Genomic DNA, 17,922 nt, shown 5'->3' with positions numbered 1-17,922 from the left:
CATGCGCCGCTTTGCCCTGATCGTCGTGGCTGCCGCGGCTGCGGCCCTGGTCATCACGAAGGCGGACGCTGCGCCTGCTGAGTTTCCGCGTGCCGGCCTGGTGTCGCAGGACTCGCCGCTGCGCGGTGCGCCGCGCGACACGGCTTCTCTGCAGGCCCAGATGGGCCGCGGCGAGGCGTTGGAGATCCGCGCTGAGCGCGGCGACCACTGGCAGGTGTGGGACTACCGCCGCGAGCGCGGCGGTTGGCTGCGCAAGAGCCAGGTCTTGCTGATGCCGCGTGGTGAGGGCGCCAGCACCGAGCTGCTGTCGCAGCTGCGCCTGGCCCGCCAGCAGTTCGGCACCGAGGGCCTGGGGCTGGGTCTGGCCGCGGCGTATGTGCAGGTCGCCACGCCGCAGGAGCTCGCCAGCCCCGGCGGCGCCGAGGCGCTGGATGCGATGGGCACGTTTGCCGAGCGCATGGCCGACCGTGCCTCGCTGCCGGCCGCCAAGCCCACCGAGGGCCAGCTCGCTGCGCAGATGGACGTGGCGGCGCGCTACGGCCTGAAGTTCGACCAATACGAGGCCGAGGACGGCCGCGTGCAGGTCTGCTACGACGGCGAGGCCTTCCGCCGCGTGCTCGTCACGGCGGCCACGCCGGAGCAGCGCGTGCGCGCGGCGCTGGCCCTCACGCGCGCCGACTGCCTCAACCCCCGCGCCACGGTGCGCGAGCAGGAGGCGCGCGACGCGTGGCGCCAGCAGGTGCTGGCCCAGGTCGACGCGGCCACGCTCGCCAGCCACTGGAAGAACCGCCTGCTGATGCGCCGCGCGGCGGTGGCTGCCAGCCTGGCCTTTGCGCAGGCTCGCCGTGGTGCTGCTGGCGAAGCCGTACCGGCCCTGGCCGAGTTCGCCGGCATCGCACCCACCGAGCTGACCGAGGACGATCAGGCCGCGTATGCCGACACCGCCATGCGCGTGAACGCCGCGCGCTGGCTGGGCACGAGCGTCGCGTCGCGCGATTTCGGCAGCATCACGCTGACGCTGCAACCCGGTGCCGAGGGCGAGCGCTGTGTCGAGCTGAAGGAGGCAGGCAAGCTGGCCGTGCGCCGCTGCAGCTTTGGCCAGGTGGCGCTGGCCTCGGCGTCGCTGAACCGTGAAGGCCGCGCGCTCGCCCTGGCCGTGCAGCCGCTGGATGGCTGGCGCGAGCTGTGGGTGTTCCAGAAGAACCCGGGCAAGGACGGTGGCTGGCGCATCGAGGTCATGCCGCCGGCGCCGGCTCAGCCGGGCCTGGGCGTGGCGGAGTTCGCCGGCTGGGTGCCGGGCGGCACGCAGATGCTGCTGGCGCGTGAGTTCCGTGCCGAAGGCAAATACCGCCGCAGCTTCGAGGTCGTGTCGCTCAGCAGCCTCGCCACCGAGCGCCAGTCGAGCGAGCCCGCGTTGATGGGGGCCTTCCAGCGCTGGTCTGACCCCGCCTGGCGTGGTGGCTCGCCGATCCGGCGCTGAAATGGAACCTCTCGCCCAGGCCAGCGCCGCTGAACGCGCGCGTTCCTGGTCGGTCCCCGAGGGGACGGCGATGCTCGCGGCATGGAGCCGCGAGCACATCGCCTGCGGGCCTGCTTGGGGTGGCCCGGCGCCGGTCCGCGTGAGGGAAGTCAGGCGGCCAGCGCCAGCGCGGTATCGCGGTGCAGCGGCAGGTCCAGCCGCGCGACGGTGCCCTGGCCGGGTGCGCTGTCGAGCTCCAGGCTGCCGCCCAGCATGCCGCTGACGAGGCTGTGCGCGACGAACAGGCCCAGGCCGCTGCCGCCCTGGCCGAAGGTCGTCGTGAAGAAGGGTTCGAAGGCGCGCGCCAGATCCGCCGCCGGCATGCCGGCGCCGTCGTCGCGCAGCTCCAGCGTCAGCCGCTCCGCGCCAGGGCTGCCGGCGCTGTGCGCGGTCACGCGGATCCGGCCGGCGCCGTCGTCGCGGAAGGCGTGCAGGCAGGCGTTCTCGAGCAGCTGCTCCAGCACCTGCTGCAGCACCTCGCGATAGCCGTCGAGCACAAAGCCCTCGGGCAGTTCGCAGGCGAGCTGCACGCGGTCGACGCTGAGGCGGCTCTGCACGCGCGCCCAGGCCTGCAGCACGGCCTCGCGCAGGTCGAAGGGCGAGCGCACGGCGCGGCTGCTGCCTTCGGTCAGCTGCTTGAAGCGGCTGACGAGGCGCAGCGCGCGGTCCACGTTCTGCTCGACGAGCTGGGTGCCGGCCTGCGTCTGCGCCACCCAGTCGATGAGTTCCTGGCGCTTCAGCGGCGCGCCGCCAGCCATGCGCTCGGCAAAGTCCGCGCTGCCGGCACGCAGCGCGCCGGCGCTGAGCAAGGCGTTGCCCAGCGGTGTGTTCATCTCGTGGGCGATGCCGGCCAGCAGCTGGCCCAGCGCCGCGAGCTTGCGGCTGTTGACGAGCTCGTCCTGCGTGGCCAGCAGCTCGGCGGTGCGCGCCTGCACCTGCTCTTCCAGCCATTGCGCGGTGCGGCGCCTCTCCTCGTCGCGGCGGGCCTGGTCGATGGCGATGCCGGCCAGATGGCTGGCGGCGTTGAGGGCGCTGAGCTCCTCAGGGCTGGGCCGGCGCACCTCGCGGTAGTACATCGCGAAGCTGCCGATGACGCCGTGGTTGGCCGCGTGGATGGGGGCCGACCAGCAGGCCTTGAAGCCATAGGGCAGGGCCAGGTCACGGTAGGCCAGCCACAGCGGGTGGGTGGCGATGTCGTCGACGATGACCAGGCGGTCGTCGAACATCGCGGTGCCACAGGAGCCGGCCGTCGGCCCGATCTCGGCGCCGTCGAGCGCCCGCATGTAGTCGGGCGGCATGCGCGGCCCGGCGCCGACGCGAACGTGGCGGCCGTCCAGGTCCAGCAGCAGCACGGTGCAGTACAGGCCTTCGAACTGCGACTCGATGAGGGCCGTCAGCCGGCCCAGCACGGGCGTGAGCGGCTGGCCGGTTGCCACCATCTCCAGCAACTCGTTCTTGGCCTGGTTCAGCACCTCGGCAAACTGCATGCGGCTCACGTCCACCATGCAAACGGCCACCTGCGGTTCGCCGTCGCGCTCGGTCAGCGTCAGGTGCAGCTCGTGGGGCCGGGTCTCGCCGGTGCGGGTCTGGAAGCTCCAGGGCAGGCTCAGCGCGCCGCTGCTCTGCAGCTGCGTGACCAGGCTGGCCAGCGTGTCGGCCGAGGGCCGGCCGTCGGGCTGGCGCAGCGGGCACAGCAGGGACAGCGGCATGCCTTGCAGGGCCTGCGGGTCGTAGCCCAGCACCTTGGCCCGGCCCGCCGCCGTGCCGACGATCGGCAGCTCAGGCGTTGCCTTCACGAGCAATATCGCGACATGGGTCATGTCGTCCATCTCGGCCTCCGCTGTCTTTTTTGACCTGAGATTCCTAAGAACCCAACTGTGCCGCATCTTGGCCGCGGACCCAACTGCCAAATCCGGGGCGGCGCTGGCGCCAGAATGCCGGCTTGTCGCCAACCGACCGCAGGCCCTGACCATGCCCCAACTGCTGCTCATCGTCGAACCCATCGGCCAACGCGCCGAACGCGGCCGCACGGACGGCGAGACCGTCTACCAGCGCATGCTCGACTTCGCCGGCGAGCTGCAAGACGCAGGTCTGCTGCTCGGCGTCAATTCGCTCGGCACAGCGGCCAAGCGCCTGACCAAGCGCGACGGGGGTGCGCAGGTCTGGGACGGGCCGTTTGCCGAGGCCAAGGAAATGGTGGGCGGCTATTTCCTGCTCGATACCGACGACGAAGCCGTCGCCATGGCCTGGGCCGAGCGCTGCCCGGCCGCCGAGTGGGCCACCGTGGAGATCCGCGGGGTCGGACCCTGCTACACGTGAGCCCCTCGCCCAGTTGCGCCGCGCTGGACGCGGGCGCAGCTGGTCGGTCCCCCGAGGGGACGGCGACGCTTGCGGCATCGAGCCGCAAGCACATCGCCATAGGGGCCGGCTTGGGGCGGCCCGGCGCTCGGCCCGCGGACCCCCACGTTTCGAAATATCGGTAGATACCCGGGTCGTGTCGAAACGCCGTCACATGGATCGTCGTGGGGATGAAGGCAGCAAAAGATCGCCGCCTCACCCAACCCAGGAGATCTGCCATGCGATTCATGATCCAAGTCCGCGCCCGGGCCACCAGCGAGCGCGGCGACCCGCCCGGCCCCGAGTACGCCAAGCTGTTCGAGGAGATGGGCGCCTTCCACGAGGAGATGGCCCGTGCCGGCGTGCTGCTGGACGGCGCCGGGCTGCGCCCCAGCCGCGACGGCTGGCGCCAGCGCTATCACGCCGATGGCCGCATCGAGCAGATCGACGGCCCGTTTGCCGAGACCAAGGAGCTGATCGCCGGCTACACGCTGATCCAGGTGCGCTCGGTGGAAGAAGCGCGGGCCTGGGTCAGCCGCTTCCCGCGGCCCTTCCTGAGCGAGGACTGCGAGATCGAGGTGCGGCAGCTGTACGAAGACGCCGACTTTGCGCCCGGCGGCGACATGGCCTTCCGTCTCGAGTGAGGAGCGCGACATGAGCAACCTGTCCATCATCCTCATCTGTCTGGGCGTGGCCCTCCTCGCGCTGCTGGCCTATGCCTCCACCCGGCCCGACGAGTTCCGTGTCGAGCGCCGTGCGCGCATCGCAGCACCCGCAGACAAGGTCTGGCCCCTGATCAGCGAGCTGCGTGCCTTCAACCGCTGGAACCCCTATGAACGCAAAGACCCGCTGATCAAGGGCCAGTACGCCGGCCCGGCTGGCGGTGTCGGCTCCCGCTACGCGTGGGAGAGCGACAAGGTCGGCGTCGGCAGCCTGGAGATCACCGGCCAGCAGCCCGGCCAGGCCGTGCAGATGAAGCTGGACTTCGTGAAACCCTTCGAGGCCCACAACGCCGCCGAGTTCGCACTGCAACCCACGGCCGACGGCGCCACCGAGGTGCGCTGGACGATGCACGGCCCCGCCAACTTCGTGTCCAAGCTGATGGGCGTGTTCATCAACATGGACAAGATGGTGGGCAGCGACTTCGAGGATGGCCTGCAGAACCTGCGCCAGCTCGCGGAGGCTCACCCATGAAAGACCTGAGCTTCAACATCGACGTCGCCGCCCCGGTGGCGCGGGTGTGGGACTGCATGTTCGACGCAACCGCTTACCGCGACTGGACCAGCGCCTTCGCCGAAGGCTCCTACTACGAAGGCGTCTGGGCGACGGGCCGGCGCATCCGCTTCCTCGACCCCCAGGGCTTCGGCATGGAAGCCATCGTCGACGAATGCATGCCGCACGAGCGCCTGTCGCTTCGGCTGGTGGGCGAGATCAAGGACGGCCGGCCCGTGGCCGACAGCCGCCTCACCCAGGAGCCTGCCCACGAGCGCTATGTGTTCGGCGCCACGCCCGGGGGCGGCACCCACCTCGTCGTGCACCTGCAGAGCTGGGACGACGGCTTCACCGAGTTCCTGAACGACAGCTGGCCCAAGGCGCTGCAGCGCCTGAAGGCCCTGGCCGAATCCATCCACTGAAAGGCCGCGCCATGCAGATCAAGATTTCCAGCGTCATGGTCGACGACCAGGACAAGGCCCTGGCCTTCTACACGGGCAAGCTCGGCTTCACGAAGATGGCCGACATCCCGATGGGCCCCACCTACCGCTGGCTGACAGTGGTGTCGCCCGAAGGCGTTGCCGGTGTCGAGCTGGCGCTGGAGCCCATGGGCTTTGCGCCGGCCAAGGTCTATCAACAAGCCTTGTTCGAGGCCAACATCCCCGCCACCGCTTTCGTGACGAGCGATGTCGATGCCGAGGCGCAGCGCTTGCGCGACCGCGGCGTCGTCGTGCGCGGCGAGCCGGTGAACATGGGGCCCATCAAGGCCGTCATGTTCGAAGACGGCTGCGGCAACCTCATCCATCTCGTCCAACCCCTCATCAAGCCTGAGTGACCACCATGCACAAGCAGATCTACGTCAACCTGCCCGTCAAGGACCTGGCCGCCAGCAAGGCCTTCTTCGAGGCCGTGGGCTACACCTTCAACCCGCAGTTCACCAACGACAAGGGCGCCGGCATGGAGCTGGGCGAGAACCTCTACGCCATGCTGCTGGCCGAGGACTTCGCGCGCACCTTTACGCCCAAGACGTTTCCCGACGCCAAGACCAACACCACCGGCTGGGTGTGCCTGAGCTGCGAAAGCCGCGAGGAGGTCGACGCCCTCGTCGCCAAGGCCAAGGTCGCCGGCGGCAACATTCCGAGCGAAGCGCAGGACCATGGCTTCATGTACGGCCATGGCTTCGAGGACCTGGACGGCCACCACTGGGAGCTCGTCCACATGACCGGCATGCCGCCGCAGGCTTGATCAGGAGACCATCATGAACTTCCAGCACAAGCTTTCTCCCTTCGTCTGGTACGAGCGCGGCGCCGAAGACGCGGTCGCCCACTACTTCAAGGTGTTCGGCGCCGACAAGGGCCGCATCATTCACACCCAGCGCTGGGGCGAGAACGCGCCCGGCGAGGCCGGCACCGTCATGGTCGTGCACTACGAGCTGATGGGCGTGGGCATGACCGCATTCAACGGCGGTTCCCACTTCAAGCTCAACGAGGCCTTCTCACTGACCGTTGCCTGCGAAGACCAGGCCGAGATCGACCACCTCTGGGAGCAGCTGCCCGCGGGCGGCGGCGGGCCCCAGGCCTGCGGCTGGGTGAAGGACGCCTGGGGCCTGTCCTGGCAGCTCATTCCGAAGGTCTGGTTCGACATGATCTACGACCCCGACCCGGCCCGCGTGCAGCGTGTCTTCCAGGCCGTCTGGCAAATGGAGAAGATCGACATCGCCGCGCTCAAGCGCGCGTATGGATGAGGCCCCTCGTCCAGTCGCGCCACGCTGAACGCGGGCGTGCCTGGCCGGTCCCCCGAGGGGACGGCGATGCTTGCCGGCTCGACCGGCAAGCACATCGCCCAAGGCGGGCCGGCTTGGGAGCGGCCCGGCGCTCGGCCCGCGAAGAACAGCCCGTCGTCGCCATAACGGCATAGGCACCGATATGAAACCTCACTCTCCCGCGCCGTGAACCATGCAGACATCGCTGCCGGCGTCTGGCGCATCGAGCGCAGCCGGCTCGTCGGCGCGGCGGCCAAGCTGCTGCGTGACCTGGACGAAGCCGAGGACTGTGCCCAGGACGCCCTCATCGCCGCCATGGAGCACTGGCCGCGCGACGGCCAGCCCGCCAACCCCGCCGCCTGGCTGATGACTGCCACCCGCAACAAGGCCCTGGACCTGCTGCGCCGCCGCGCGATGCTGGCGCGCGAGCACGAGCACCTGGCGGCCGACGACGAGGCCGCCGGCGCCCACGTCGTGCCCGATTTCGTCGACCACCTCGACGCCGCCCGCGACCAGGCCGAGATCGGCGACGAGTTGCTGCGTCTCATCTTCATCGCCTGCCACCCGGTGCTGCCGCGCGACGCCCAGGTGGCGCTGACGCTGCGCCTGCTGGGCGGTTTGGAGACGGCCGAGATCGCGCGTGCCTTCCTGCAGCCCGAGGCGACCGTGGCCCAGCGCATCGTGCGGGCCAAGAAGGCGCTCAACGGCCAGGCCTTCGAGCTGCCCGGCGCGGAGGAGCGCGAGCAGCGGCTGGGCGCCGTGCTGGCCGTTGTCTACCTGATCTTCAACGAGGGCCACAGCGCCGGCAGCGGCGCGAGCCTCTTGCGCCCGGCCCTGTGCGACGAGGCCCTGCGCCTGGCGCGCCAGCTGCAGCATCTGCTGCCGCTGGACTCCGAGGTGCACGGCCTGGCTGCGCTGCTGGAGATCCAGGCGTCACGCCTGCCCGCGCGCCTGGACGCCCAGGGCCGCCCCGTGCTGCTGCCCGACCAGGACCGCCGCCGCTGGGACACGCTGCTGATCCGCCGTGGCCTCGCCGCCCTGGACCGCGCCCTGGGCCTGGGCGAGCCCGGCCCCTACACGCTGCAAGGTTCAATCGCTGCATGCCACGCCCGGGCCGCCCGGGCCGAGGACACCGACTGGCGCGCCATCGTGGCCGGCTATGACCGGTTGTTTGCGCTCAACCCCTCGCCCGTCATCGCGCTGAACCGCGCGGTGGCCATCAGCTTCGCCCAGGGCCCCGCCGCGGCCTGGCCGCTGCTGCAGGCGCTGGCGGCCGAGCCACAGCTGCGGCGCTACCCCTGGCTGGCCGGCGCCCAGGCCGACGTGCTGGAACGCCTGGGCCGGCCTGCCGAGGCGCGCGCGGCCTATCTGCACGCGGCCGAGCTGACCGACAACGAGGTGCAGCGCGGCCTGCTGCAGGAGCGCGCCGCGCGGTTGGCGAACTGAGGTGGCGCGGCGCTACTTGCGGCGGATGAACTTCACCGCCACCAGCACGCCCAGGGCCAGGGCCACCAGCGGCCAGGTGCCAGGTTCGGGCGTCGGGCAGGGTGCGGTGCTGCCGGGCTGGCCGCAATTCACCTGGGCGCTGGCCAGCATGGGGGCGAGGGCCAGTGCGGCCACAGCCACGCGGGCCGTCAGGGTGGACAGTGTTCTCATGATGTCTCCTTGTCCGGAATCCCTCCGGTGCAAAGAGCTTGGGCGGCGCAACGCCGGCTTTCAACCCGCCTGGTGTCTGAAACCAGTGACACGCCCCGCGGATCGGGGGTGGGTCGTCAGCGATCGGTGGTGTTCTCGCGCAGCATGCGCTGCATCAGCGTGAAGAAGCGGTCGTAGAACTCGCCGGCGGGGATGGTCTCGGACGCGACCTTGACGAGGGAGTCGTCGCTGGACGACAGCGGCACCGAGATCGAGCCCAACGCGCTGACGCCAAGGCTGGCGGCCTGGTTGCTTTTCTTCAGCGCGTAGCGGTCCTGCTGGGCGCTGACGTAGGCGGTGGCGATCTGCAGCTTGGGGCCGTCGCCAACGCAGACGACATTGAAGGCGATCTCCACATGCGCCTCGCCCCCGGGCTGGAAGTGTTTGCTGCCACGCACGACGCCGCTCTCGGCCTTGCTGATGACATAGCCCTGGCTCAGCAGCGCGCGGCGGGCGGCCTCGCAGGTGGCGTCGACATTGGCGTCGAACAGGCGCGAGAAGGTCTCTTCGGCGGCAAAGCTCTCGCCCTGGTAGACCGACTTCTCGGCTTTCGTCGACCTGGACGGCAGGCCGCCGCAGCCGGCCAGCAGCGCGGCCAGCAATGCGGGCAGGACAAGGGAGGGGATGCGAGGCATGGGGGGATTATTCCGTTGTCGAGGGCCGCGGGGGCGGGACGCTCGGCAACGCAGCCGCAGTGGCGCGCGATGACAGGGATTTCAGAGTGCTGCCATCAGGCCCGCCAGCCAGCTGCTGGCCGTCGCCGGGCGCCACACCAGATGGACCTGCTCGACGCATTCGTAGGGGCAGTCGGGCACCGTCAGGCGCACCAGGTCGGGTGCTTCAGCGAGGGCGAAATCGGGCAGATAGGCCAGGGCCTGGCCGCTGCGCACCAGGCTGATCAGCAGTTGCAGGTCGTCCAGCCAGAAGCGGATGCGCCGCGGCAGGCGGTCGTCGCGCCAGCCGTCGGCGCGGCTGCCGCGCTCCAGCCCGCAGAACATCGAGCGCTGCGGGCAGGCGAAGTCGTGGTGCAGCACATCGGTGGTCGGCACCGCGGCGCGGTCGGCCAGCGGATGGCCGCGGCCGGCGGCGAGCTGCATGCGGATCTCGCCGAGGGGTTTCGCTTCCAGACCGGCCGGCAGCGCGGCGCCCAGGGCCACACCGGTGACCAGGGCCAGATCGCCCTCGCCGCGGGCCAGGGCGGCCAGGGCCGCGTCTTCGAACAGCGTGACGAAGGCCAGGCTGGCCTGGGGTTGCCGGGCCGACAGCTGGGCAGCCAAGCTGCTGCCAAAGCCCCACTGCAGTACAGCGGGTGCCAGCAAGCGGCAATGTGAGCGCAGGCTCACGCCGCGGAATTCGGCCTCGGTCTGGTCGGCCAGCGCCACCAGGGCCAGGGCCCGTTCGCGCAGCCGTTCGCCTGCCGCGTTGAGGCGGATGGCCTTGCCGATGCGGTCGAAGACGGGCGTGGCCAGCGAGGTTTCCAGGCGCTTGAGGGCCTTGGACAGGGCCGATGGCGTCTGGTGCAACTCGTCGGCGGCAGCGCGCAGATTGGCGTGGCGGGCGATGACGAGGAAGCTGCGCAGGTCGGCAATATCCATGGTGTTCGTGTCTTATTGGGCATCGATTGTCGACTTTGTTTTGCTTCACAGGCACAAGCCGCGGGAGAAGAATCGGGGCCATGGACGCCTTCATCGACAACCGCCAGTGGCTTTACCGCCGCCACCCCGAGGGCCTGATCGGCCCCGAGCACTACGAACTCGTCACCACGCCGCTGGCCACCGCGCCGTCGGCCGGCGAGGTGCTGGTGGAGGCGCGCTGGTGGTCGGTGGACCCGTATATGCGCATCAACCAGTCGCTCAAGCCCACCTACAACGAGCTGCCGCATGCACTGGACACCGTGCAGACGGCCGGCGTCGTCGCCCGCGTGCTGGCCTCGGCCGTGCCGGGCCTTGCGGTGGGTGACTGGGTCGAAGGCATGCTGGGCTGGCAGACGCATGCCCGCGTGCACCACTCGGTGCTGCGCAAGCTCAACCCGGCGCTGGCGCCGCCGTCCACCGCCATCGGCGTGCTCGGCATGCCGGGCCGCACGGCCTGGTTCGGGCTGATGGAATCGGGCCGGCCCAAGGCGGGCGAAGTCGTCGTCGTCTCTGGCGCTGCCGGGGCCGTGGGCTCGCTGGTGGCGCAGTTCGCGTTGAGGAACGGCTGCCGCGTGCTGGGTATCGCCGGCGGCGCGGCCAAGTGCGAATGGCTGCGCGACAAGCTCGGCTTGACCTGGGCGGTGGACTACAAGGCTCACGCCGATACGGAGTCGCTCGCGAACGAGATCAAGAGGTTGACCGGCGGCGTGGACGTCTATTTCGACAATGTCGGCGGCTGGATCACCGACGCCGTCATTCCGCTGATCAACCGCCGCGCCCGCATCGTCATTTGCGGCGCCATCAGCCAGTACTCGGGTGGCCTGGACGCGCCCGAGCTAGGCCCGCGATTCCTGCACCACATGCTCTACCAGCGCGCCACCATCCAGGGCATGCTGGCCCGCGACTATCTGCACCGCATGGACGAGATGCTGCGCGTCGTCGGGCCCATGGTGCAGCGGGGCGAGATCGTCTTCGAGGAGACCGTCGTCAAGGGCTTCGAGAAGTTGCCGGCAACGCTGCAGAGCCTGTTCACCAGCGACCACCGCGGCAAACTCATCGTGGAGGCTCAAGCATGAAGCGCCGCGCACTGTTGACCCTGGCAGCCTTGCCGCTGCTGGCCCGTGCTGAAGAGACCGCTGAATCCGCATTCGGCGGCCACGGCATGGCCGTGTTCGGCGGCCGCGAGGGCCTGTATGCCTCGCACCTGCCCATGTTCCACACGCCGCACGACAGCCAGGTGCTGCTGCGCTTTCACCTGGCCGATTTGGCCGCCGACAAAGCGCTGCGCGAGACGCTGGCGCGCAAACCCAGGCTGTGGACCTTTGACCCCGAAGCCTTCGACCTGCTGCGCTTCACGCCGGGCCATGCCAAGCCGCTGCGCGAGTTCAAGGCGCGCTTCTTCGAGGGCCATTTCGAGCGCGGTGGCAAGCCGCAGGCCGCCGAGCAGCGCGTCGTCGTCGACGAGGTGCTGCTGTTCCGTCGCCTCAGCGCCGCCGAGCGCGAGGCCCCGAACGGGCGCTACCGATTGATCGGCAAGGGTAGCGAATGGTTCGCCTTCAAGACCATCGACCGCCGGCCTGATTTCGATCACATCGTGCGCCTGGATGCACCGCAAGTCCGCGGCGAGGTCGATGTCGCGCTGCAGGGCGTCAAGAGGCCTAACGCTGCTGTCCAGCGCGCCTTCAAGGCCAGGGGACTGACGTCGATCTACTTCGAGACCGACGACCTGCGCTGAGCGGCGTGATGCCGTTGCATGGCAACGCGCACGTCACAGTTCTGCAGCGTCCTCCTCGACAGAGCGCAACGCGGTTCGCTGTGAAAAGACCTGGCCGCCGGTCTTGATCCATTCGACGGCGAGCACGGCCGTGTTCACGCCCTGCTCGACCCGCACGCGCGCGAAGCCGTCGCCCGCGGGCGCGAAATGCGTGCAGACAGCCACGTCCACCGAATGCAGCGAGAACACTTCCTGCGCCTGCATGTCGTCAGGACGGCCGTTCGCGAACGGATACGGCGCGTAGAGCCCCGAGCTGTGCACGGACACGATCTTGACGGGGGGCTTTGCCGGGGCCGTGCGCGACACCAGGATGGCTTCCGCGATCATGGAATGGTGCTCGTCACCGGACAGGAACACCGTGTTCGTGATCTGGTGGTCGACGATGAACGCGAACAGCTCGTCCATGGACACCGGGAAGGCGTCCCAGGAATCGCTGTGGGCGCTGCCGCCCGGGCCGGCCGCCGTCGTGCGCCGGCGCGGCAGCAGGATGGAGGGCGTCACGATGAACTTGACCTTGTCGCCCTGGGCCAGCAGCCATCGCTGGAGGCTCTGCCACTGGTACTTGTTCAGGATCGTCCTGTCCTGCCGCCGGGTGGTCGATCCGCGCGCCGACCGGCCGGTGCGCGTGTCGGTGAACCGGAACGGCAGGCCACCGGCCATGAATTCGAGGTCTCCCGCGCCGTAGCGAGGGACCTGGCACTTCTTGAACGGCAACTTGCGCCTCTTGAGCGGCTGCATGCGCTGGAACTTCGCCCAGGCGCGCGTGCCCCGATCGAGCATCTCGCGGTTGCTGCAGTCGGCATCGCGCCGCAGCCGCGCCACCTTGCGCGGCAGTGGTTCCCAGTTGTCGTTCACCTCGTGATCGTCCAGCAGCATGCGCGCCGGTATGCGGCGCAGCACCGCGCGCATGCCCGAGGCGCGCATCGCCTTGTCGTTGGGCTGGTCGTAGCGCTCGTCGCGGCGGGTCGGGTCGATGAGGCCGGCGGTGGCGTCCGCGTAGATCTGGTCGCCGATGAAGAGCGCCAGGTCGCATCGCCCGTCCGGGGTGTCGATCACCTGGGCCAGCCGGTCCAGGCTGGCTTGGCCCACCTTGGCGTCCACCAAACCGGTTACGTACTGGCAGCTGCCGAACGCGAATGCGAAGCCGGCCTCGGGTGTGTCGGCCTTGGCGGTCGCTTCCGCCGACTCCACGTTCGACAGCTCGACGAACGCAAGTTCGACGTCCGCGCTGCGCTGGCGCTCCAGCCAGTCCCCGACGCACTCCAGCACGGTGCGTGCGTGCTCGGTGAAGCCCGTGGTGTCCAGCGTGGAGAGGAAGTCATCCCGCGACTTGTCCCCGAACTGCTTGCCGATCTCGGGAACCACCTTCCGCCTCTCCGGGGCCCCCGCCTTCGAGCGAAGCACCGGGCCGGCGTCCGAATCGTCGCCCGTGTCGCCCACCGGACCCGGTGCAGGCGCCTTGTCCAGGGCCGTCAGCCGAGCCGTCGTCTCTCCGGGCGGGTAGATCACCAGTGCCAGCCAACCCAGCACCTTGTCCGGCGCCTTGTGAACGGCCATCCCGCCTACATTGGGCTTGGCAAACATCCAGCGCGCGCTGCTGCCGCGGCGCCAGGATGAGCCCAGGCAGGCGACGTCGTCGACGATCTTGTACTGGCGCTCGCCCTTGGGGCCTGTCAAGCGCCGCACCGGCACCAGGTACAGCCGGCCCTCGCCTTGCGTCGGGTCCGAGAGGCAGCCGATGCGGACGGGGCCATGCCTGCGATGCGGCAACGCCAGGCGCGGCCCCGACCAGGGCAGCGAGACTACAGCGGGCCACTCCTCCTCACCCTTTTTCACCTTGACCGGCTCGCTCTCGAGGAAGACCTGCAGATCGTCGAAGACGGCGCGCGAGCTGGTGCCCATCAGCACGTCCTGGTGGCCCAGGTGGGCGTACACCGGCGAGTCCGCGGGAGGCTCCGAAAACGGCACGCCGGCCCCGCTGAGGTGCTCGCTCAGCAGCGTCTGCGTCAGCACATCCACGAGGCCGTTGTTCTTGCCGTGTATGGCGTAAGTGTCGATGCTGCCCCAGCGGTCGCGCAGGCGGTCGCGCGTCACGAACTCGCCGCGGCCGGCCTGGTTGGTGATGGCGTCGACACGCGCGAAGTGGATGGTCTGCGACACCGTCTCCAGGTTGATCGGGCCGAAGATGTCGTTGATGGCATCCAGCGTCTTCGGGCTCATGTTGCTCGCATCGAAGGCGCGGCCGTACAGCGCATCCATGCGATGGCGCGTGGCCGTCCACGGCGTGCGGGCGAGCGGGCAGAACGGGTTCTCGACGTCGTAGTCGGCATCCGGATAGGGAATGCTTGCAAGCAGCCGGTCCAGCAGTTCCTCGGTGACGCCGGGGTCGTCGCTGGGCTGGAACTGGTAGTCGTCCTGCATCAGCCAGCGCCGCGCCGACTGCAGCACGAAGGCGCGGAAGATGTTGTCGTCGGTGTAGCGCAGCACCGGGCCCTTCTGGCTCAGGATCAGCTTGCGGATGACCGGGTGCTCCTGGCCGGGGACCTGGTTGTTGAACGCCTTCAGCTGCCCCAGGTGATGGCGGGTGAGCCAGGTATCAGGGCCGAGTTCGATCTTGCTGCTGCGCACCTCGCTGGCGTCCGTCAGCAGCGCCATGCTCAGCATCACGCAGCCGATGCAATGGGCCAGCACGTCGACCTGCTGGTTGGTCACGCTGCGGATGTGCAGCAGCGCGGCCGGGATGTCGATCAGGCCCACCTGCTCCATGGCCCAGGGATAGGTGCTGCTCGGCATCCCGGAGCTGGTGCGCAGGTCCACCACCCAGACGTCACGCCCGAGTTCGCAGAAGTACGCGGCCGCGCTGGTGGGCAGGCTGGCGTGCGTGAACGTATTGCCGCTGGCGCTGTAGCCGTGGATCATGACCAGCGGCCGGCCCAGCTCCGCGATGTTCTCCGCCGTGCGCCCCGGCTTCGGCTTGATGGGCTGCCGGTAGCGCGTGAGCCGTATCGTGACGGGCTTGTCGGTGTCGGGATAGCGGTCCACCACCAGTTCGGTGATCTCCGGCTCGACGAGGCCAGCGATCGGGCCTGGCAGGCGATCCGGCTTGCGCCGGGGCTGGGTGTCCGGCTTGCGGAACGTCCACAGGTGGATGCTGGCGAGCACGCGCGTCATGTACAGCCCGAACGAGGCCAGATCGGCCAGCGCGACGGCGGAGTTCCGCTGGCGGGTGATGCGCAGCAGCGGGAATCCCTGGCCAGCCAGGAAGCGGCCGTCCAGCTCCAGCACGGGCGGTGGCACGTCGGCCATCGCGGGCATCTCGTCGATGGGGAGCAGCGTCAGCTGGCGCCAGGGGTTGGCACGCAGCCCGTAGGTCAGGCGCTTGCCACCGCGGATCACGTCGCCGGCGCTGATCCGCAGGCCGCTGGTGTCCACCGCCGTGCGGTCCCCCTTCCTCGTCAGCACTTCGGCAATCGCCAGGTCGTAGTCCAGCCGGCGCACCTCGCCCGCGCGCGTGCCCATGCGCAACAGCGAGAGGATGTAATCCGCGATGTCGTGCAACGTGGTGGTCTGCTGGGTTTGTGCGGGGTCGGTAAAGCGCTGCCAGGAGTCGCGCGCCCCCCGGTTCACGATCCAGGCCGTCACCGAGTTCAGGATGCGCACCCAGGGCCGTGAGGGCTCGCGCCCCAGCACGGCCAGCGAGCCGCCGAGGCGTCCCTCGAAGAGCACCCAGTGGCGGCGCACCTCGTCGCTCTCCAGCTTGAGGTGGTTCTCGTTCCACTCGTGCTCGTCGAAGATGCGGATGCGGCTGGCCTCGTTGTGCGCATCGACGGTCATCCGGCGCCGCAGCTTGCCCATCAGCCGGCCGATGGGCAGCGGGCGGTAGGCCAGCGTCAGCTCGACGATGCACTTGTGCGTCCTGCCGCCGAAGTTCAGCGGCACCGGGCCGCGCAGGCGTTCGACGATCTGGATCTCGGTGGTGCCGCGCCCGGCGGGCGGCTCCGGCAGGTTGGCGGGCTTGGGCACCTCCGCTTCAGGGGCGCGACGGCGGGCCCAGATGACCGTGCTGGGTGGCTGTTCCACGGCCTGATAGCGCCAGACCTTGCGCAGCCGGTCCATCGCGCGCATCGCGGTCGCGGTGATCGTCAACGACGGATTCACGCCCAGCGAGCCCGGAATGATCGAGCCATCGAGCACCACCAGCGTGTCGAACAGGCCCGTGGACGAAGGCGAGAAATTGCGCACCCGGCCGCTGCCGTCGACGACACCGGCATTGCCGCGGGCCATGCCGCGCGGGCCGATGCGGCAGCCGCCCAGCGGATGCACCGTCAGCACCGGCCCGCGCGGTTGGGAAACCAGCGACTCCAGCTTCTCGGGCAGCAGCCGCCACATCGGGTTGGCCACCAGCATGGGCGTGGTCGCTCCCTCCTTCTTCAGGCTCGCAACGGCCTCGTCGACGCGCTGGTGCGCGCCTTCGAGCCACGCGCCCTTGCGGGCGGCCTGCCAGCGGATACCGACCGTGCCCTGCTGCGCCGGTTCCGTCAGCGGTGGCAGCGGGTGCGGCAGGTACAGCACGCCGTCGGCCTCATCGTGGCCGATCATGCCCACCAGCAGCGTGCGGGCCATCGCCGCGTCGTCCACCGCCAACGGGTCCAGCGCGTCGGGCTCCTCATCGCCGTGCCGTGTCGAGTCGCACAACGGCAGTTCGTTGAGCGCCTTCGCGGTGGTGACGAGCTCCTCGAATATCCGCTTCATCGGACCCGGGATGGAGAACTCCTGCAGCTGGAAGCTGCGCTTGGGCGGCGTTCCCGGCGTGTCGGCCGTGGTGCGCATCGTCACGCTGCCGGTGATCGTCGGGCCGACGAAGCGCTTGCCCAGCGGCATGTCCTCGTCCGCGCAGCCGTTGGTGGCGCTGCCCAGGTCATAGACGGCCGCAAGGTTGTCGCCGTTGCAGGAGAAGCCCTGCCCCAGCCGCGGCGAGAACACCAGCTTGTCGGTGCGCGAGCGCAGCAGAATCTCGGTGCTGCCCAGCGTGCCGGCCGCCAGGATCACGTGCCGTGCCTTGATCTCGGCAGGCCCGGTCTCGCGCTTTTGCAGGCTGGGGTCGGTGTGGCACACGTGCAGCGTCCAGAGGTCGCCATGGCGACCGCGCTCTAGCGACAACACGCTGGCCCCGGTATAGACCTTGGCGCCGGCACGCACCGCGAGGTCCAGCAGGTTCGCGTCCAGCGAGTCCTTGGCGCCGACGTTGCACCCGGTCATGCAGTCGCCGCACAGTTCGCACTCGCTGAGCTGCACATCCGCGCTGTTCGGCCCGTTGGCCATGGCCACGCTGATGCTGGGCCGGTCCATGTTGGCGCCCAGGGTGCCGAGCGCCGCCGTCTTCCTGACGTAGGCGGCGTTGCGATGCAGGGCGATGGTGTTCTTGCCCCCCGCGCCGCCCTTCGCAAGCCCCCCCAGCGCCCTGAGCGCCTTGGCGTACCACCCGCCGCGCTTCAATGCACTGACGAGCGCGTGGGTATCGGACGCCGGATCGAAGTCGCTCAGGTCGGGCTCCAGCAGCACGCCCGCGTTGATCAGCGAGCCGCCGCCCACGCCGTTGGCGAGCAGTGTTGCGACGTCCGGGCCCATGCGCACGTCGAACAGCCCCTGCGGGTCGCCGGTGACCAGGCCCGTCGCCTCGTTGGTGCGGCGCATGTGGCCCGGCAGGTCCTCGAAGCGCTTGGGGAACTCGCCCGGCAGGTATTCCTTGCCGCGCTCCAGCACGCAGACCGACACGCGCGTGCCGTCCTGTTTCACCGACCGCGCCAGGGTCTCAGCGGCGACGCTGCCGCCGTAGCCGCTGCCGACGATGACCACGTCGTGGACAAAGCCCGGCTTCTGGGAAGCGACCAGCAGCTCGCCGAACTCGCGCGCCAGGCGTGGGCGTTCGGGAGGTACCGCGGGTTCCGGTGTCGGTTGGGCGTTGTTCGTCATCTGACTCACTCCCTTG

At 69.7% G+C, this 17,922-nt stretch carries 16 protein-coding genes; 11 read left to right on the top strand and 5 right to left on the bottom strand.

Annotated features, from left to right (window positions below; translation table 11 throughout):
* Position 1 precedes the first annotated feature (1 nt).
* Complete coding sequence (locus AC07V5_RS03700; protein ID WP_495114229.1) at positions 2-1,480, top strand: hypothetical protein; 1,479 nt, start codon at positions 2-4, stop codon at positions 1,478-1,480.
* Positions 1,481-1,629: 149 nt separating this feature from the next.
* Here the strand turns inward: AC07V5_RS03700 and AC07V5_RS03695 are convergent, their stop codons facing one another.
* Positions 1,630-3,348 (bottom strand): sensor histidine kinase, encoded by a 1,719-nt coding sequence (locus tag AC07V5_RS03695; RefSeq protein WP_495114228.1) that lies wholly within the window; start codon positions 3,346-3,348, stop codon positions 1,630-1,632.
* Between the two features lie 142 nt (positions 3,349-3,490).
* Between AC07V5_RS03695 and AC07V5_RS03690 the strand changes: the two genes are divergently transcribed.
* The 8 genes from AC07V5_RS03690 to AC07V5_RS03655 all read left to right on the top strand — a co-directional run bounded on the left by AC07V5_RS03690 (position 3,491) and on the right by AC07V5_RS03655 (position 8,276).
* Entirely contained in the window at positions 3,491-3,838 is a 348-nt protein-coding gene (locus AC07V5_RS03690; protein ID WP_495114227.1) for a YciI family protein, read from the top strand.
* A gap of 257 nt (positions 3,839-4,095) precedes the next feature.
* Positions 4,096-4,500 (top strand): YciI family protein, encoded by a 405-nt coding sequence (locus AC07V5_RS03685; RefSeq protein ID WP_495114226.1) that lies wholly within the window; start codon positions 4,096-4,098, stop codon positions 4,498-4,500.
* Positions 4,501-4,510: 10 nt separating this feature from the next.
* Positions 4,511-5,050, top strand: a complete 540-nt coding sequence (locus AC07V5_RS03680) for an SRPBCC family protein (protein WP_495114225.1) — start codon at positions 4,511-4,513, stop codon at positions 5,048-5,050.
* Positions 5,047-5,490, top strand: a complete 444-nt coding sequence (locus AC07V5_RS03675; RefSeq protein ID WP_495114224.1) for an SRPBCC family protein — start codon at positions 5,047-5,049, stop codon at positions 5,488-5,490. The genes AC07V5_RS03680 and AC07V5_RS03675 overlap by 4 nt, the downstream gene beginning before the upstream one ends.
* A gap of 11 nt (positions 5,491-5,501) precedes the next feature.
* On the top strand, positions 5,502-5,903 hold the full coding sequence (locus AC07V5_RS03670; protein WP_495114223.1) for a VOC family protein: 402 nt from the start codon (positions 5,502-5,504) through the stop codon (positions 5,901-5,903).
* A 5-nt stretch (positions 5,904-5,908) separates the two neighbouring features.
* Positions 5,909-6,313 carry a VOC family protein gene (locus AC07V5_RS03665; protein ID WP_495114222.1) on the top strand — a complete coding sequence of 135 codons (405 nt, stop codon included), beginning with the start codon at positions 5,909-5,911 and terminating at the stop codon, positions 6,311-6,313.
* A 13-nt stretch (positions 6,314-6,326) separates the two neighbouring features.
* Positions 6,327-6,812 carry a VOC family protein gene (locus tag AC07V5_RS03660; protein WP_495114221.1) on the top strand — a complete coding sequence of 162 codons (486 nt, stop codon included), beginning with the start codon at positions 6,327-6,329 and terminating at the stop codon, positions 6,810-6,812.
* A gap of 204 nt (positions 6,813-7,016) precedes the next feature.
* Complete coding sequence (locus AC07V5_RS03655) at positions 7,017-8,276, top strand: RNA polymerase sigma factor (protein ID WP_495114220.1); 1,260 nt, start codon at positions 7,017-7,019, stop codon at positions 8,274-8,276.
* 12 nt (positions 8,277-8,288) lie between these two features.
* On the opposite strand, the gene AC07V5_RS03650 is transcribed toward AC07V5_RS03655, so the two are convergent.
* The 3 genes from AC07V5_RS03650 to AC07V5_RS03640 form a co-directional block, all read right to left on the bottom strand.
* Positions 8,289-8,486, bottom strand: a complete 198-nt coding sequence (locus tag AC07V5_RS03650) for a PEP-CTERM sorting domain-containing protein (RefSeq protein WP_495114219.1) — start codon at positions 8,484-8,486, stop codon at positions 8,289-8,291.
* Between the two features lie 116 nt (positions 8,487-8,602).
* Positions 8,603-9,160 carry a DUF2242 domain-containing protein gene (locus AC07V5_RS03645; RefSeq protein ID WP_495114218.1) on the bottom strand — a complete coding sequence of 186 codons (558 nt, stop codon included), beginning with the start codon at positions 9,158-9,160 and terminating at the stop codon, positions 8,603-8,605.
* Between the two features lie 81 nt (positions 9,161-9,241).
* Positions 9,242-10,120 carry a LysR family transcriptional regulator gene (locus AC07V5_RS03640; protein WP_495114217.1) on the bottom strand — a complete coding sequence of 293 codons (879 nt, stop codon included), beginning with the start codon at positions 10,118-10,120 and terminating at the stop codon, positions 9,242-9,244.
* An 80-nt stretch (positions 10,121-10,200) separates the two neighbouring features.
* On the opposite strand from AC07V5_RS03640, the gene AC07V5_RS03635 reads away from it, so the two are divergent.
* Together AC07V5_RS03635 and AC07V5_RS03630 are read left to right on the top strand one after the other, a co-directional pair.
* The gene (locus tag AC07V5_RS03635; protein ID WP_495114216.1) at positions 10,201-11,235 is read left to right on the top strand and encodes an NADP-dependent oxidoreductase; all 1,035 of its coding nucleotides are present in this window, start codon (positions 10,201-10,203) and stop codon (positions 11,233-11,235) included.
* A complete protein-coding gene (locus AC07V5_RS03630; RefSeq protein ID WP_495114215.1) occupies positions 11,232-11,894 on the top strand; it encodes a hypothetical protein in 663 nt (220 codons plus the stop codon). Before AC07V5_RS03635 ends, AC07V5_RS03630 begins: the two co-directional genes overlap by 4 nt.
* A gap of 33 nt (positions 11,895-11,927) precedes the next feature.
* Here the strand turns inward: AC07V5_RS03630 and AC07V5_RS03625 are convergent, their stop codons facing one another.
* Positions 11,928-17,906 (bottom strand): alkaline phosphatase D family protein, encoded by a 5,979-nt coding sequence (locus AC07V5_RS03625; RefSeq protein ID WP_495114214.1) that lies wholly within the window; start codon positions 17,904-17,906, stop codon positions 11,928-11,930.
* Between the last annotated feature and the right edge of the window lie 16 nt (positions 17,907-17,922).

This window comes from Roseateles sp. GW821-FHT02E12 (assembly GCF_059421665.1).
Note: the sequence above shows the minus strand (reverse complement) of the source record. Positions and strands in the feature narration are given on the sequence as shown.

What these genes read in the sequence shown, in the direction of transcription:
- AC07V5_RS03700 (WP_495114229.1), top strand. Translation starts at nt 2, where the DNA reads ATGCGCCGCTTTGCCCTGATCGTCGTGGCTGCCGCGGCTGCGGCCCTG.
- AC07V5_RS03695 (WP_495114228.1), bottom strand. Translation starts at nt 3,348, where the DNA reads ATGGACGACATGACCCATGTCGCGATATTGCTCGTGAAGGCAACGCCT.
- AC07V5_RS03690 (WP_495114227.1), top strand. Translation starts at nt 3,491, where the DNA reads ATGCCCCAACTGCTGCTCATCGTCGAACCCATCGGCCAACGCGCCGAA.
- AC07V5_RS03685 (WP_495114226.1), top strand. Translation starts at nt 4,096, where the DNA reads ATGCGATTCATGATCCAAGTCCGCGCCCGGGCCACCAGCGAGCGCGGC.
- AC07V5_RS03680 (WP_495114225.1), top strand. Translation starts at nt 4,511, where the DNA reads ATGAGCAACCTGTCCATCATCCTCATCTGTCTGGGCGTGGCCCTCCTC.
- AC07V5_RS03675 (WP_495114224.1), top strand. Translation starts at nt 5,047, where the DNA reads ATGAAAGACCTGAGCTTCAACATCGACGTCGCCGCCCCGGTGGCGCGG.
- AC07V5_RS03670 (WP_495114223.1), top strand. Translation starts at nt 5,502, where the DNA reads ATGCAGATCAAGATTTCCAGCGTCATGGTCGACGACCAGGACAAGGCC.
- AC07V5_RS03665 (WP_495114222.1), top strand. Translation starts at nt 5,909, where the DNA reads ATGCACAAGCAGATCTACGTCAACCTGCCCGTCAAGGACCTGGCCGCC.
- AC07V5_RS03660 (WP_495114221.1), top strand. Translation starts at nt 6,327, where the DNA reads ATGAACTTCCAGCACAAGCTTTCTCCCTTCGTCTGGTACGAGCGCGGC.
- AC07V5_RS03650 (WP_495114219.1), bottom strand. Translation starts at nt 8,486, where the DNA reads ATGAGAACACTGTCCACCCTGACGGCCCGCGTGGCTGTGGCCGCACTG.
- AC07V5_RS03645 (WP_495114218.1), bottom strand. Translation starts at nt 9,160, where the DNA reads ATGCCTCGCATCCCCTCCCTTGTCCTGCCCGCATTGCTGGCCGCGCTG.
- AC07V5_RS03640 (WP_495114217.1), bottom strand. Translation starts at nt 10,120, where the DNA reads ATGGATATTGCCGACCTGCGCAGCTTCCTCGTCATCGCCCGCCACGCC.
- AC07V5_RS03635 (WP_495114216.1), top strand. Translation starts at nt 10,201, where the DNA reads ATGGACGCCTTCATCGACAACCGCCAGTGGCTTTACCGCCGCCACCCC.
- AC07V5_RS03630 (WP_495114215.1), top strand. Translation starts at nt 11,232, where the DNA reads ATGAAGCGCCGCGCACTGTTGACCCTGGCAGCCTTGCCGCTGCTGGCC.
- AC07V5_RS03625 (WP_495114214.1), bottom strand. Translation starts at nt 17,906, where the DNA reads ATGACGAACAACGCCCAACCGACACCGGAACCCGCGGTACCTCCCGAA.